The sequence below is a fragment of the Psychrobacter sp. Ps7 genome (assembly GCF_022129225.1).
Taxonomy (GTDB): Bacteria; Pseudomonadota; Gammaproteobacteria; order Pseudomonadales; family Moraxellaceae; genus Psychrobacter; species Psychrobacter immobilis_A.
This window is the reverse complement of sequence record NZ_JADQAH010000021.1, coordinates 16,147-30,823: the sequence shown is the minus strand read 5'-3', so window position 1 is coordinate 30,823 and position 14,677 is coordinate 16,147. Positions and strand designations below refer to the sequence as shown.

The 14,677-nt window shown below is 42.2% G+C and carries 13 protein-coding genes and 1 tRNA gene; 8 read left to right on the top strand and 6 right to left on the bottom strand.

Going from position 1 to position 14,677, the window contains the following annotated elements; all coding sequences use genetic code 11:
- The first annotated feature begins 50 nt into the window (after positions 1-50).
- The 4 genes from eno to I3257_RS08555 all read left to right on the top strand — a co-directional run bounded on the left by eno (position 51) and on the right by I3257_RS08555 (position 3,762).
- Complete coding sequence (eno, locus tag I3257_RS08570) at positions 51-1,367, top strand: phosphopyruvate hydratase (protein ID WP_055125148.1); 1,317 nt, start codon at positions 51-53, stop codon at positions 1,365-1,367.
- Positions 1,368-1,491: 124 nt separating this feature from the next.
- Positions 1,492-1,800 (top strand): septum formation initiator family protein, encoded by a 309-nt coding sequence (locus I3257_RS08565; RefSeq protein ID WP_055125147.1) that lies wholly within the window; start codon positions 1,492-1,494, stop codon positions 1,798-1,800.
- A 164-nt stretch (positions 1,801-1,964) separates the two neighbouring features.
- A complete protein-coding gene (gene ispD, locus I3257_RS08560; RefSeq protein WP_238049433.1) occupies positions 1,965-2,732 on the top strand; it encodes a 2-C-methyl-D-erythritol 4-phosphate cytidylyltransferase in 768 nt (255 codons plus the stop codon).
- A gap of 406 nt (positions 2,733-3,138) precedes the next feature.
- Positions 3,139-3,762 carry a BLUF domain-containing protein gene (locus I3257_RS08555; protein WP_045444510.1) on the top strand — a complete coding sequence of 208 codons (624 nt, stop codon included), beginning with the start codon at positions 3,139-3,141 and terminating at the stop codon, positions 3,760-3,762.
- A 384-nt stretch (positions 3,763-4,146) separates the two neighbouring features.
- Here the strand turns inward: I3257_RS08555 and I3257_RS08550 are convergent.
- From I3257_RS08550 to pyrC, 4 genes are all read right to left on the bottom strand, one after another.
- Positions 4,147-4,222: transfer RNA gene (locus tag I3257_RS08550), tRNA-Glu, on the bottom strand.
- Positions 4,223-4,275: 53 nt separating this feature from the next.
- Entirely contained in the window at positions 4,276-4,473 is a 198-nt protein-coding gene (locus I3257_RS08545) for a hypothetical protein (protein WP_140412980.1), read from the bottom strand.
- A gap of 298 nt (positions 4,474-4,771) precedes the next feature.
- Complete coding sequence (gene rnt / locus I3257_RS08540) at positions 4,772-5,431, bottom strand: ribonuclease T (protein WP_201600334.1); 660 nt, start codon at positions 5,429-5,431, stop codon at positions 4,772-4,774.
- A gap of 291 nt (positions 5,432-5,722) precedes the next feature.
- Positions 5,723-6,793, bottom strand: a complete 1,071-nt coding sequence (gene pyrC, locus I3257_RS08535; protein ID WP_060491645.1) for a dihydroorotase — start codon at positions 6,791-6,793, stop codon at positions 5,723-5,725.
- Positions 6,794-7,120: 327 nt separating this feature from the next.
- Here pyrC and I3257_RS08530 point away from each other — a divergent pair, with 327 nt between their 5' ends.
- Positions 7,121-8,359, top strand: coding sequence for an argininosuccinate synthase (locus I3257_RS08530; RefSeq protein ID WP_060491644.1), 1,239 nt, complete (start codon positions 7,121-7,123; stop codon positions 8,357-8,359).
- Between the two features lie 154 nt (positions 8,360-8,513).
- Here the strand turns inward: I3257_RS08530 and I3257_RS08525 are convergent, their stop codons facing one another.
- Entirely contained in the window at positions 8,514-9,812 is a 1,299-nt protein-coding gene (locus I3257_RS08525) for a hypothetical protein (RefSeq protein ID WP_238049431.1), read from the bottom strand.
- A 146-nt stretch (positions 9,813-9,958) separates the two neighbouring features.
- Here I3257_RS08525 and I3257_RS08520 point away from each other — a divergent pair, with 146 nt between their 5' ends.
- Complete coding sequence (locus I3257_RS08520; RefSeq protein WP_238049429.1) at positions 9,959-10,498, top strand: L,D-transpeptidase; 540 nt, start codon at positions 9,959-9,961, stop codon at positions 10,496-10,498.
- A gap of 214 nt (positions 10,499-10,712) precedes the next feature.
- A complete protein-coding gene (locus I3257_RS08515; RefSeq protein ID WP_238049427.1) occupies positions 10,713-11,327 on the top strand; it encodes a nitroreductase family protein in 615 nt (204 codons plus the stop codon).
- Between the two features lie 94 nt (positions 11,328-11,421).
- Here the strand turns inward: I3257_RS08515 and I3257_RS08510 are convergent, their stop codons facing one another.
- Positions 11,422-13,131: a CYTH and CHAD domain-containing protein gene (locus I3257_RS08510; RefSeq protein WP_238049426.1), complete on the bottom strand. Its 1,710-nt coding sequence runs from the start codon at positions 13,129-13,131 to the stop codon at positions 11,422-11,424.
- A gap of 347 nt (positions 13,132-13,478) precedes the next feature.
- Here I3257_RS08510 and I3257_RS08505 point away from each other — a divergent pair, with 347 nt between their 5' ends.
- A complete protein-coding gene (locus I3257_RS08505; RefSeq protein ID WP_238049424.1) occupies positions 13,479-14,615 on the top strand; it encodes a DUF4349 domain-containing protein in 1,137 nt (378 codons plus the stop codon).
- Positions 14,616-14,677 lie beyond the last annotated feature (62 nt).

Here is a 14,677-nt window from a genome sequence, read left to right as displayed (position 1 = left end):
CCGTTATTTATCCCACAAACTTGGCATGACCAAAGGAATTAACAGACATTATGTACGCTGAAGAAACCACCAACGTCACCGCAATTAAAGACATTCGCGCCCGTGAGATTTTAGACTCGCGTGGTAACCCAACCATCGAAGCTGATGTAATCTTAGCTGATGGCACTATCGGCCGTGCTGCTGCCCCAAGTGGTGCATCAACTGGTTCACGCGAAGCGCTTGAGCTACGTGATGGTGACCAAAGTCGCTATATGGGTAAAGGCGTTAAGAAAGCCGTTGCTAACGTCAATAGCCAAATTCGCAGCGCGTTGATGGATAAAGACGTCACCGAACAGCAAGGCATTGATGATGCAATGATTGCGCTAGATGGCACAGAAAACAAAGATAGCCTTGGTGCCAATGCCATGCTAGCGGTGTCTCTTGCTACTGCAAAAGCCGCTGCCAAGTCACAAAATCTGCCATTACATCAATATATTGCAAACTTGCGCAATCAGACGTCGCTGACGATGCCTGTACCGATGATGAACATCTTGAACGGTGGTGAGCATGCGGATAATACGGTTGATATCCAAGAGTTCATGATTGAGCCTGTTGGTTTCACTAGTTTTTCAGAAGCATTGCGTGCTGGTACAGAAATTTTCCACAGCTTAAAGTCTGTTTTGAAATCACAAGGCTTAAACACAGCCGTTGGTGATGAAGGTGGTTTTGCGCCAAACTTACGTAGCAATGAAGAAGCCATCACCGTTATTATGCAAGCGATTGAGCAAGTCGGCTATAAAGCGGGCGAAGACATTCATTTGGCGTTAGACTGTGCGGCTAGTGAGTTTTATAAAGATGGTCAATATATCTTGGCAGGCGAGGGCAACAAAGCCTTTGATAGCCAAGGATTCTCAGATTATCTAGTCGGCTTGGCGCGTCAATATCCTATTATCTCTATCGAAGACGGGCTTGACGAGTCTGATTGGGATGGTTGGAAATATTTGACTGAGCAGATTGGTGATAAAGTTCAGTTGGTTGGTGATGATTTATTTGTGACCAATCCTGCTATCTTGCAAGAGGGTATTGATAAGCATATTGCCAATGCAATTTTGATTAAGTTTAATCAAATCGGTACTTTATCAGAAACGTTAGATGCGATCTATCTAGCGAAGAAAAATGGCTATGCAACTATTATCTCACATCGTTCAGGCGAAACTGAAGACAGCACCATTGCAGATTTAGCAGTTGGTACTGCTGCTGGTCAGATTAAAACTGGCTCACTATGTCGTTCAGACCGTGTGGCGAAATACAATCAGCTGCTACGTATCGAGCAACAAGTACGTGCAAGCTACCGTGGTCGTGAAGAGTTCATCGGTCTACGTGGTTAACAAGCCAGATTTCTTGCTACAGCTAGGCGATATGTCATCATTAATATGGTGATATATCGCTTAGCAAGCTTAGCTGGTTTTTTATTTTTATTATTGTCTCTATGTTGTTCGGCGTTATTATCTTATGAAATACTTTAGCCAATTTATGCTACTTGCTCTAGCCGTTGCCGTCCTTTTGGGATTGCAATATCAGTATTGGCTGGGCGAAAATGGTCGCTTTGAGCATAATAAATTGCTGACTCAAATCGAAGAACAACAACGCTTAAACGAAAACCAAGTGGCAGCAAATAACTTATTGCGTACTGATGTGCATGACTTAAAAACTGGTCTTGAGGCAGTAGAAGAGCACGCTCGTTTAGACTTGGGTTTGATTAAGCCGAACGAGACCTTTGTACAAGTATCTACGGCGCCCACGACGCATAGCCGTTATTAATTGCTCTTAACTGTCTAGAATTATGATCTTCTATTGTCTATAATAGAAATCTTATTCACCTGAAATTCGTTACTTCTCTTATTCCTCGTCTATCCCTAGCAATACTATCATGGGCTCTAACCATGAATACTACTTTATGAATATTGCCTTATGAATATTGCCTTATGAATATCATCCCTAATGTACATGCCATGATCGTCGCTGCGGGTCGCGGTAGTCGTTTTGGTGCCTCTATCGCCAAGCAATATACGATGTTGCAAGGGCAGACCTTGCTACAGCATAGTGTGGCACGGCTTGCTACTAGTGCTTATATTGATACATGTTTATTGGTCGTCGCAGCAGATGACAGTACAGCACAGACGCTTAATTTTGCGCTCCCCATCAAATATGTGATTGGCGGCGATGAGCGTTGGCAGTCAGTAAGAGCAGGGGTAAAGGCGATTATTGAGGCGGGAGCCGACGATTCAGATTTGGTTGTTATTCATGATGCTGCGCGTCCTGCGGTTTCCAGTCATGATATTGAAGAGGTCATCGAAGCGGCGATGCTAGAGCCCTATGGTGCTATCTTAGCGACACCGGTGGCTGATACTTTAAAGGAATCCTATCCGCAGTCTACCGCTCAATCTGAGCTTGTAGGTGAGACGCCTGTAGTTAACCTGACAGTGAGTAGCAGCCCACATTCTTACGCTAAACGTACTATCGATCGCCGTCATATGTGGCAAGCACAAACGCCGCAAGTGTTTCGCTTAGGTCAGCTGCAAAAAGTATTAACTTATGTCGCTGAACACGAGCTCACCATTACTGATGAAGCCAGTGCATTTGAATGTTTAGACCTGCCCATTCGCCTCGTGACTGGCAGTCGCCAGAATATCAAGCTCACTTATCCTGATGATGCTATCTTACTCACAGCGATTATTAATGCCCAGTTCTGAGCAGACTAAAAATAATTAAACACTCGTAATAGACACTAGTCTGTATCAATCTCATTAATGAGCCGGTAGTCTTATCGCTCATTGGTGACGATTTTTATCATCGCTTTCCCCTCCCATATTACCTATTTATCCTATCACTGTTCAAAAAACATACTGCAAGTTCTCAATATAAATAATTGCGAATTATTGTTTGGTTTTTTCAATTAATGATATAAGATAAACATATATTGCTTTGATGACTAAACTAGCCTATGATGTAACCAACTTAATACAATTAATATAAACATTTATAAAATCAATAATATACCAAGCCTATTTGATATTTTCAAAGATCTTGTTTCTATGTTTTTTCTAAATTTAGTATGGTTGTCTTAGCTACATTTACCTAAAAATAGGGAGAAGCTGATTGTCAACAATCAACGATTCGACAAATCCAGTGACGACAGATCTCTGCCAGCTTATATATATAAGCCAAATTACTTCGACTGGTCTTTCAAGCCCCAGCACGCTTAACGACATCTCAGAGGTCGCGATTGAGCGTAACCAAGCCGATAATGTTACGGGTATTCTTTGCTATGGCAATGGCTACTTTTTTCAATGTGCAGAAGGGTCAGAACAAGATTTAACCAATCTAAAGAATCGCTTATTATTAGATGATCGACATAAAGAATTAAAAATCTTAGATTTTTCAGAAATTACCGAACGCCGTTTTTCGAACTGGTCTCTACGCTCCATTACACTTGAACGTTGGATGACCAAAGAGCCTGAGCTGAAAAAACTCATGCCATTTAAACCCTATGATTGGGGCTCTAACGCATGGCGCGAATTTTTAGATATCTTACAAGGGTATTATGAGGAACAAGCAAGAACTGGCAATATTGACACGCCACCTATCAAGTACAGCACGTTAGGGGTGACGTTAAGTAAGGTTGTTGGTCAGCATCAAGCATTCTTCTTGATTCAAACAGTACTCGGTATCATGATTGTGATGACATTGTTGTGGCTAATGCTATCAGATAAGATTTGGTAGTTTTTGTAAAAATAGACTGTTTGACTTAAAAATCCAGTATTCAATGCTGGATTTTTTTGCTTAAATTTATGATGAAGAGTTCAATAAATAAACAGAATATCAAGTTAGGCATAGAAACCATGGATAGCGACACTTAGTAAATATACCTTAATATCTTGAGTGAACTTAGTACCGAATCTTATCTATAAAATTAATTGTCCTTCATTTATTAAGTAAATCGGCGATGACGAACTGAGTGCTAAGGTATCAAGAGCCTCATGATATAAAAAACAGGCATAAAAAAAAGCCCAATCACAATAGTATGTGATTGGGCTTTTTGGTGGTACGCTTAGTAGTCTTATCAGATGCTTTGCAGCAAACTTGCTAATAAGTGACGCCAAATAGTGGCGTCCCCAGGGGGATTCGAACCCCCGTTACCGCCGTGAAAGGGCGGTGTCCTAGGCCTCTAGACGATGGGGACTAGTAACACAACACCTCAGCTGCTTTCACCTTTATGCTGAAGTGGTGCGTATTCTAATAGCGTCTGCGCTTGCTGTCAAGCCTTTTTCTTCTTCTTTTTAAAATTAAGTATCTTTTTTTGATCGCACGGCGAGGATGTAAGTCATTACGCTTCAAATGATAGCGAATCCATAGAGAAGTACAAGCACTAATAGTCAATGCGAGCAGCATATAACCGAGGATGGTTCCCCATAACTTAAGCTGTGGATCCATAATAGAGTCCCTCCTATTACGCCTCGATAGCATGAATCGTACTGGCTATCGAGACAATGTGAGCAACTTAAACCATCTATAGGATATAACGAGACGTTCTAATGTGAGTAATTACAGCAGCTTGTCTGGTTTTTGAATTGTTTTACACAATATGATATTCAACGGTTAGACAAGAGGCTGATTTATTGTGATATCAATCATATCCCTATTGATTGTAAAACCAAGATGTTAAAGTCATCAAGTATTACAAATAGCACTATTATGGGTAGTTGGCAATATAGGATATGTGATAAATGGATTATTTGTGACTACTCTCAGTCGAATCCTCTTTATTTTCTTCAGTATGCATCGCATTAGCCAGCATAGGATAATGGTTTAGGATATGACAAAACAGCTCAGCAGTCTTTTGTGTATCGTATAGGGCAGAATGTGCATCATTACCATCGAAATCAAGCCCCGCTGCCTTGCAAGCCCGTGCTAGTACTGTCTGACCAAATGCCAGCGCAGATAAAGTCACTGTGTCAAAAACTGAAAAGTTATGAAACGGGTTGTGACTTTTGTTATTGGTACGCAGCACTGCCGCATTCAAAAATGCTAAGTCAAAATGGGCGTTGTGCCCGATTAAGACGCACTGGCGGCAGTCCTCAGTACGGCGTACTTCTTTTAACCCCTTAAAGATACGGCGTAGTGCTGTTTTTTCATCTTCGGCAATGGCTTTACGCATTGGATTGTTGGGATCAATGCCAGTGAAGGCAAGGGCACTTGGCTCAAGATTCGCGCCTTCAAAGGGTTCGATATGAGCATTGAATGCTTCCCCAGGATAAAACACACCTTGCTCATTCAGTAGTACAGGAATGCAGGCAATCTCTAGTAAAGCATCGGTTTGCGCATTAAAGCCGGCAGTTTCCACATCAACGACGACAGGCAGAAACTTACGAAATCGGTCTTTTAGACGCATTGGTGCTAGCTCGTCTGCTGCGGCATCTTCTGTGTGACTATTTGATGGGCTCTTAATGCTATTATCTATAGGGTTTGATGGGTTTTCGTCAGGTAAGGCGGCATCGTTTGGAGTGGTCATATCTGGTTAAATCGCTTTTATCAGTCGTACTGTTATATTGAATTAAGACATTAAATGAAAAATAAATAACCTATGATACAAATCACACCGCTGATTAGCAGATGTCATTCTTATCATAGGGTTAAACTTCTCAAGTTAAAATAGAATAAAGATGGTTTTGCTTAGTGAGTTTTATGCTTTGATAGACCAAGGCAGTGTCTCGCCTGCCATAAGTGGGGTCAATGATGAGCCATCAAAGTAAGGATAGGCTGCTGGCACTTGCATAGGTGTATTGATAAGTGTAATCGTGCTTTCATTGACTGGCAGTCCATAGAACTGAGCACCAAAACGACTGGCAAAGCCTTCTAACTTGTCTATTTTCCCCACGCTATCGAAAGCGGTGGCATACAATGGCAAGGCAGTTGCGGCGCTATAGCAGCCAGCACAGCCACAAGCGGCTTCTTTTTTATCCGTCGCATGTGGAGCTGAGTCAGTGCCCAAAAAGAATTTGGGATTGCCACTGGTTGCCACATCTAGTAATACTCTTTGATGGCTTTCACGCTTCAAAATAGGCAAGCAATAAAAGTGTGGCTTGATACCGCCAACCAATAGATGATTGCGGTTAAACATTAAATGCTGCGGGGTGATAGTGGCGGCAATGTGATTGCCTTGTGCTAAGACAAAGTCTGCCGCATCACTGGTAGTAATATGCTCGACGACAATCTTTAATGTAGGGAATTTGACAATGATTTGCGCCAACACTTCGTCTAAAAAGCGCTTTTCACGGTCAAAGATATCCACATGATCTTGCGTCACTTCGCCATGTATCAATAGTGGTAGGTTGTACTTTTCTAATGCTTCAAAAACATCGACACAGGCGTTAATATTGGTGACACCATCAGCCGAATTGGTAGTCGCGCCAGCAGGATAAAGCTTGACCGCTTGGACGATACCTGATTTTGCTGCCATCTCGATATCTTGAGCAGTGGTTTTGTCAGTGAGATATAAAGTCATACGTGGATCAAATGCAGTTTTGCGCTCAGCACTCAGCTCACTGGCTACTAAGTGCGCCATGATACGGTCGCGATAGGCACGCGCATCGTCAGTGTTCTTAACAGGAGGCACTAAGTTTGGCATACATATGACACGGTTAAAGCTGTTTGCTGCGTGCGATACAGTAGTGCTCAATGCTTTGCCATCACGCAAATGGATATGCCAATCGTCTGGCTGAAGGATGGTCAATTCTCTAATCGAATCAGTCATAATGTCGTCGCGCTCTATATCGTCATATACGGAAATAAAAGGAAGGGATACTGTACTGCTATCATAACAGATTTGCCTACTTGACTAAATATGCGGCTAAATATCTGTACATAATACATGGGTTATTTTTTAATTTGCGGCAGTCAACTGTCACCTACATGTGAACAATTGAAATCTATCGACCCAAAATTTAAATCAAAAGCTTATGCCATGGGGCAGTTGCACTTTTGCCTATAGTAAATATGATGTACACTGAGCAAGTAATTTATCTTTTGATTGAATCTTAGCGCTTTTCCTAACACTAAATGCTCACAATAGGAGTTCTTCATGGCTCAACTTGATCCAAAAAATATTAATAAAATCGTCTTGGCCTATTCAGGTGGTCTTGATACCTCCATCATCGCTAAATGGCTGCAAGAAACCTATGATGCAGAAGTGATTACCTTTACTGCTGATATCGGTCAAGGCGAAGAAGTTGAGCCAGCCCGCGCCAAAGCTGAAGCCATGGGCATCAAACATATCCATATCGAAGACTTACGTGAAGAGTTCGCCCGTGATTATGTATTCCCGATGTTCCGCGCCAACGCTATCTATGAAGGCGAGTATCTGCTAGGAACTTCTATCGCGCGTCCGTTAATCGCCAAGCGCTTGGTTGAGATTGCTAAAGAACACAACGCCGATGCTATTAGTCATGGCGCGACTGGTAAAGGGAATGACCAAGTCCGTTTTGAGCTTGGCGCCGTTGCTTTATCGCCTGACGTGGTTACCATTGCACCATGGCGTGAGTGGGACTTGTCTAGCCGTGAAAGCTTGATGGAATATGCCAAAGAGCATAACATTGCGATTGATTATGCGGGCAATAAGAAAAAATCTCCGTACTCAATGGACGCCAACTTACTACACATCTCTTATGAAGGTGGTATTTTAGAAGACCCTTACGCCGAAGCAGAAGACGATATGTGGCGCTGGTCGGTGAGCCCAGAAGAAGCGCCTGACGAAGCACAATACTTAGAATTAGAATACGAAAAAGGCGACATCGTTGCCATCGATGGTGAAGCACTTAAGCCGTACGAAGTCATGATTAAGCTAAATGAGATTGGCGGTCAGCATGGTATCGGACGCCTAGATATCGTAGAAAACCGTTATGTTGGCATGAAATCACGCGGTTGCTATGAGACGCCAGCGGGCACCATTATGCTAAAAGCGCATCGCGGTATTGAGTCACTGACACTCGATCGTGAAGCGGCGCATTTAAAAGATGAGCTGATGCCACGCTACGCTAAAACTATCTACAACGGTTATTGGTTCAGTCCTGAGCGTATGATGCTACAAGCATTGATTGACAAGTCACAAGAATATGTCAATGGCACCGTACGTGTGAAGTTATACAAAGGTGCTGTGAGCGTTGTTGGTCGTAAGTCAGATGATTCCTTGTTTGACGAAAAAATCGCGACTTTTGAAGATGATGCGGGCGCTTACGATCAAAAAGATGCAGAAGGTTTCATCCGTCTAAATGGTCTACGTCTGGCGATTGAAGCCAGTCGTGGTCGTGATTTATCAAAGTAAGCCGGTCTTAATAGACTATGCTAGATAAAGCATGAATAAAAAAAATGAATAGAAAAGGCGCTATATGAATAGCGCCTTTTTTTGTGGATTTTTTGAAGGTTTGTTCGATAATTTTTTGCTAATTAAGAAGTCCTGTATTCAGAGCTTTTATTTATCATTGAGCCGCTTTTGTTTCTTTGTCATCAGGCTCCTCATCGTCAACCATGACAATAGCCACATCCTGCTGTTGACGCTCTTCGATAATATCTTGTTCTATAACCTCTTCTGTCGCCAGTAACACACCGTCAGATTTTTGGCTTTGATACTTGAGCGCTGCAAGCCCGCCAAGCACTCCGATGACAGCAATAATAATCAGGATAACCGGATTTTTCCAGAGGGGTATGGATGCCTCGTATTCAATGGGTTTTTCGCTGGTGGTGGTCGGCGTATTGTCGTTATTACCACCAATTAAACCTAAGCTTACCAAAGGCGGTTTGGGTGCGCTGGCAGGTTCGGAGGTAATACGTAGGCGATTACGACTGAGATAGATATCTGAGATTTTTGCGAGCTGTAATAGCCAGCGTTGGTGTGGCAGGGCAAGGGCTTGCATTTCTGTAAAAACTAGCATGTCGTTATGGCGACCTTGCTGCAAGTTATCAGGTGAGCGTCCAATGGCTTTTAAATAATTACCAGTTGCCAATTGCATATCTTGCACAGGCTGTTGATTTTCAGGCTTGAATGTCGTTAATTCATGCCAGTAAGGATTGAACGCTGGTGGGGTGTCAGCGAGCTGCTCTGTACTTAATAAGGCACGTTCTGTATTAGGATGGTTTTCGGATTCGGCTGCTGCTTTTGTTTTTACTGTCGAGTCTAAATTGACCTCTGATGCTGCGACTAGACTGTTATCTTCATTTACCTCATTCAATTTAACAGAGACAGACGCTGGCTTATTGATGGCAAAGCGAGCAGCTGATAAAAACTGTGGCTGTAAAGCGAACCACTTATCCATCTCGTCATTATCAAGTTGGCTATAGTCGGCTAAAATAGCCAGTTCACGTAAGACAATCACGCATAAGGACGTGAGGAGTATCTGTACTTGCTGCGTTGTTGCGTCAATCTGCTGAGCAATATAGTCACTCGCTTTAATCACGCGAGCATTATCATAAAATATCGCATCCGCCGCTTCATGGCGATGATATAACGTCGCATTCATGGTCGAAAAATTCATCGAATTATATTGGCGTAGCTCTTTAACAGCGCCACGACTAAATAGCTTTTTGCTCACAGCTTGTCCGTCATTGTGCTGCTGGTAAGCAAGCAAGGCACTGATAATGGCCTGCAAACTGGCATCCATTGCCAATCGAGCTTGTGGTAATGAAAGCTTGGCGGCATCGGCCAATAAAGATACCATTGGCTTAGTATCTTGATAGAGAAAATCATACATCGACACACGTGTCGGTGAAATAGTCGTCATAATCTGCTAGCATCAAAAAGTGTGTCCCTATATTACGGTGCCAAAAGCCTTGATACAATCCCTTAATAATAGAAAAAATCAATCCACTTACTTATCACGCGGTCAATAATGATATCTATTGGGTAAATGACTGTTGGAAACATTCTATGAAGAATAACGAAAGCTATAACGAGAAAAATAACGAAAGTTCTGATGTGCAGTTGGTGGTTAACATTGCTAAGCAAACATTAACGCTCTACCAGCATAATAGAGAATTGGCTCAATATACGGTGTCTACTGCTAAAAATGGCATTGGCAGTCAACAAGATAGCGGCTGCACACCTCTTGGCAAACACTTTATCGCCAAAAAAATTGGCGCAAATGAACCCATGAATGCCGTGTTCATCGGACGCGTTTCTACAGGCGAGATATATAGTGCTGAGCTTGGTGAACGACATTCTGAACGCGATTGGATATTAAGCCGTATTCTTTGGCTAAGTGGTGTGGAAGATGGCTTTAATAAAGGCAGTAATAGTCAAGGTGGCTGCGATACTTATCAGCGTTATATTTATATTCATGGTACGCCAGACAGTGAATCGATGGGTGTGCCACTCTCGCATGGCTGTATACGTATGCGTAATGAGGATATTATTGAATTGTTCGACCAAATTGCAGAGGGCATATCGGTGACGATTGTTGCTCATTAACCATTCTTAGCTCATTTAGGTGATTTCGTTCAGGCTCAGGACACCTCCTAAGTAAAACAGAATAACTTCATATAGTAATTGATAAATAAAACTTTATAGAGTATAGATATTATTTAGCATATTGATATAATAGCTTGCTTATGAATGATCGACTTGTCATGCTAAACATGGCTCGTTTGACCTATATTTTATGATAACTATAAGGATAATATCGATGTCTAAAGAAAGCCTAGTCACTTTACAACAAGCCTTTGATGAACGCCGGTCAATATATGCTTTGGGCAATGAGCTGCCAGTAGAGCCACAAGCAATTGTGAATATGGCAGAGCGTGTTTTATTACATACCCCTTCTGCTTTTAATTCACAATCTTCGCGCTTGGTCGTACTGTTTGGTGCCGAGCACCAGAAATTATGGGACATCGCTGAAGAAAAACTGCGTGCAGCCGTCGGCGATGGCGACTTTTCTGGGACTAAGCAAAAGTTAGACGGCTTCCGTGCGGCGGCGGGTACGGTGCTGTTTTATGAAGATAAAAACGTGACTGAGTCACTGCAAGAGCAGTTTGCGTTATATGCAGATAGATTCCCAGTTTGGGCTCAGCAAACCTCAGCCATGCATCAGTATGCGATGTGGACAGAGCTACGTACTTTAAATGTTGGTGCCAACCTACAGCACTACAATCCGCTTGTGGATGAAGACGCAGCTAAGGCTTATGCTATCCGAGATAGTTGGGAATTGGTGGCACAAATGCCATTTGGCAACATTGTTGAGCCTGCTGGCGAGAAAACGTATCAGCCAGTTAGTGAGCGTATGAAAGTGCTAGGTTTATAAAAGTGCTAAGTTTATAAAAAAGACAGCTCATATAAAATGAGCTGTCTTTTTTATCCTAGGCTTGGCTTGGTTCATGATGATATTAGTATTTTTACTAAAATATCGAGCTGTCTATCACTTTAGCCAAGCGTTTTTCGCTGCGCTTATGATCTCTTGTTAGCATGGCGGCAAACCAACCAGCGCCATATAGGGCATTGCTATCTGTCTCTGATTTCAACTGATAGCGCTGTTGATACATTATATGATTGCGGTATTGAGTCAAAGCTGTTTGCGCTTTTACCAAACGTTTTAGCCAGCGTTTGCTTTCATTCTTGGCTTTTTTCTTTTTTGACTTTTTCTTATCTAATAATGGCGTAGCAAACTCACTGATATAAAGTAAGGTGGTTAACTGCTCATGCAGCTCATGCAGCTCATGCAGCTCATGCAGCTCATGCTCTGAATCATTATCTTCTAGATCAATATTTTCTATATCGTCACTTTTTGACTCTACGTTTTCTAAGTCACTATCGTCTAAGTCAACACTTTGTAAATCATCATCTTTTAAATCATTGCTTTCTATATTAATGTTATTTGAGCCAAGGTCTTTTTTACTCTGTAGCTTTTGTACTGCTTTGCCAAGCTTTGCCTGCTGTTTGGATAAGGTTTTTGCCAGTTTATCGATGGCGAGTTGATCAGCCTGCGGTTCAAGGCTTGGGTCGCTCATGGTAAAGGCGATCAACTCAAGTAAGGTCAGCTGAAAATCGTTGGCACTGACAGCATCTTTCGGAGTAATCTTCAGCGCATCCATATCTGTTGCCCAATCGACAGTAGGTGCACCTTGTTGTTGCAAATTAGGCTCTATATGTGAGGCAAGATGGGCAAGCTCTCGATATTCATTCAATAACATGGCTGTTTGTTTTAGTATCGGCAGCCAGTCTGGATTGATTTCGTCAGAATAGCTGGCAAATGCTTGTAGGGCAGCTTGTAAGCGGGTAATACCAATGTATAGTTGTAATGCATGGTCGTCCTCTTCGCTGCCAGCGACGATAGCACTGCTATTGGGTAGTATTTGCAACAGACAGTTATGCACGGCTGCGCGCACAAAGGCAGGCATGCTGATTTTCTTATCGATATTTAGCTGGCTAAGGTCAGCGCGGACAGCGGGGCTATGAAGTTGCCCAGTAATGAGTAAACCACCGCGCTCAGCCTTGGTCACCGTAGACAGACAAAGCTTATAGCGCTTGCACCAAGTTTTGGCGGTTGCAAATAAAAAGTCGATATCTCCTGATACCAGCTCAAACTCAATCTCTTGAATAGCAGCGCGCTGAGTTTCGTCATTGCCGTGAATAATTTCTCCATAATCGTACGCCATCTCGATATGGTTAATCACTTCATCGTCACCCTCATCCACCAGCAATCGTGTAGTGCGCTCTACATCGGTCACATATAACTGTGTGAGATTTTTAGCCAGTTTTTTTAGCTTAAATTCAGCCAAAGCAGGGGTGACAGAGGTGTTTTTATAAATGGTTAAATCAGGCATGAGCGTATTATTATCGAGCATCGCTTGTACTTGTTCATTATCCAGTACCGCATTATGCTCTAGGCGTGCTGCAATGCCATCGCCGCCCGCTTTGACGGTCTGTACCCAAGCATCGCCTTCTTTACGGATACGCAAGCCAATGCCTGCCTCTGCAAGCTGTTGGTCGGGGGTATCATAATAATGGGCAGCCAGTTGCGTCACCTCAGAAGACTTGACTCGTGCTTGGCGCATCAAACCTTTCAGTCGCGACTCTGGTACCAAAAACTTTAGCTCTATCTCTTGCATGATGGCTCCCGATTATTTTAATAAATTTGAATGACTACCATCGTATGAAAGCTATCGGCGAATAACAAGCAAAATTTTTTCTATAAATAATCTGAGCCAATATTAGAGATATACTTTTAGTAAGTAATCATTATAATTAACGTTAATTATTAAACAAAAGTAGGATAAAGGTGGTTGGCTTTATAATAGAAGCTAAAATATTTTTATCCAATATATTTATCATATCTCATAAAATGCCGGATTATAAAATAATGACGCGATGCAATCAAAAGAAGTATGACACGCAGCAGTCTCATGCAATATTACTGCCTAAAGCCTTGTTTCCATCAGTTTTATGTCTACCAATAATGCTTGGGTCTGTTTTATTGATAGGCGGCTGCGATAGCTCTTCTGAATATGCAGAGAGTAGTGCTGATATGGAGTCGGTTCAGTCTGCAACGGAGGAGGTTGCTGATAGTGAGATGTTTGGTATTATGTCAGATGCGGCAGTCGATAACGCATCCAATGGCTTAGAGGTTGTAAACCTATCGAGCACTAGTGAACAGACCCTTGGTAGTCAGGCAGCAGGCATTAAAATTGCTGGCAAAGCGCTATTGATAACTGCCAGTGCTGATTTTAAAGTTGAAGATGTCGTCAAAACTAGTGATGCTATTGAGAGTTTGACACGGCAACAGGCTGGTTATGTGGCACTTAGCAATATTAGTAATCATCCACGTGATAATCGAACCTTTGTACAAGGCAATAAAAATATCACGATTACAACCTACACTCGTCAAGCTGACATGACGGTTCGTATTCCTCGCGCCAATGTCAGTAAGTTCCTAGCGCAATTACAACAGCAAGTCGCATTTTTAAATGGGCAGCAGTTTAGTGCTCAAGATGTGACATTAGATATTTATCGTGAACAGCTAGCGAGCCAGCTAAATAGTGATATGGCAAGCGAGCTTAGCCAAGAACGCCTGAGTAGTAAAAATGATAAAGACCAAGGCAGCAATGTTGATGCTATTACCGCGACTTATGCGGCACGTCGTCAGCAAGAGCTTGCCAAGCTTGAGCAACTGGCTATTGCTGATAAAGTTCAATATAGCACCATTAACCTGACCTTTATGCAGCCAGATATCAGTTATAAAGAAACCACACAAAATATGGATGTGCTATTAGATGCTGAGCAGCCAAGTTTTAGTAGTCAAGTGAGTCAAGCATTTAAAGATGGCTGGGAAATACTTAGATCAGTAGCGCTTGGATTGATACAACTGTGGTGGCTGCTTGTACTTGGCGGTATTTTTTATCTAATTTACAGAATTATAAAGTCAATCTATCATAGATTTTTTAAACACGATCCCCGTATAAAAAATATGAAGCGTGAGCTGATGGGTGAAAATCCAAAAAGTCACGATTCAGTCGGTATACAGAGCAGTCAGGTAGAGGGTAACATTAACAATATGAAAGAGACTGATAGTAAGGATAATAACCACTCAAATTAAGAATTAACAAGCTTACAATGCTCAAAATCTTACAATAATAGAGTGCAAATAAGCAGACATAA

Coding starts and splice junctions, on each gene's coding strand:
- I3257_RS08520 (WP_238049429.1), top strand. CDS start 9,959: ATGAAGAATAACGAAAGCTATAACGAGAAAAATAACGAAAGTTCTGAT.
- I3257_RS08505 (WP_238049424.1), top strand. CDS start 13,479: ATGCTTGGGTCTGTTTTATTGATAGGCGGCTGCGATAGCTCTTCTGAA.
- I3257_RS08515 (WP_238049427.1), top strand. CDS start 10,713: ATGTCTAAAGAAAGCCTAGTCACTTTACAACAAGCCTTTGATGAACGC.
- I3257_RS08510 (WP_238049426.1), bottom strand. CDS start 13,131: ATGCAAGAGATAGAGCTAAAGTTTTTGGTACCAGAGTCGCGACTGAAA.
- pyrC (WP_060491645.1), bottom strand. CDS start 6,793: ATGACTGATTCGATTAGAGAATTGACCATCCTTCAGCCAGACGATTGG.
- I3257_RS08525 (WP_238049431.1), bottom strand. CDS start 9,812: ATGACGACTATTTCACCGACACGTGTGTCGATGTATGATTTTCTCTAT.
- eno (WP_055125148.1), top strand. CDS start 51: ATGTACGCTGAAGAAACCACCAACGTCACCGCAATTAAAGACATTCGC.
- I3257_RS08545 (WP_140412980.1), bottom strand. CDS start 4,473: ATGGATCCACAGCTTAAGTTATGGGGAACCATCCTCGGTTATATGCTG.
- ispD (WP_238049433.1), top strand. CDS start 1,965: ATGAATATCATCCCTAATGTACATGCCATGATCGTCGCTGCGGGTCGC.
- I3257_RS08565 (WP_055125147.1), top strand. CDS start 1,492: ATGAAATACTTTAGCCAATTTATGCTACTTGCTCTAGCCGTTGCCGTC.
- I3257_RS08530 (WP_060491644.1), top strand. CDS start 7,121: ATGGCTCAACTTGATCCAAAAAATATTAATAAAATCGTCTTGGCCTAT.
- rnt (WP_201600334.1), bottom strand. CDS start 5,431: ATGCGTCTAAAAGACCGATTTCGTAAGTTTCTGCCTGTCGTCGTTGAT.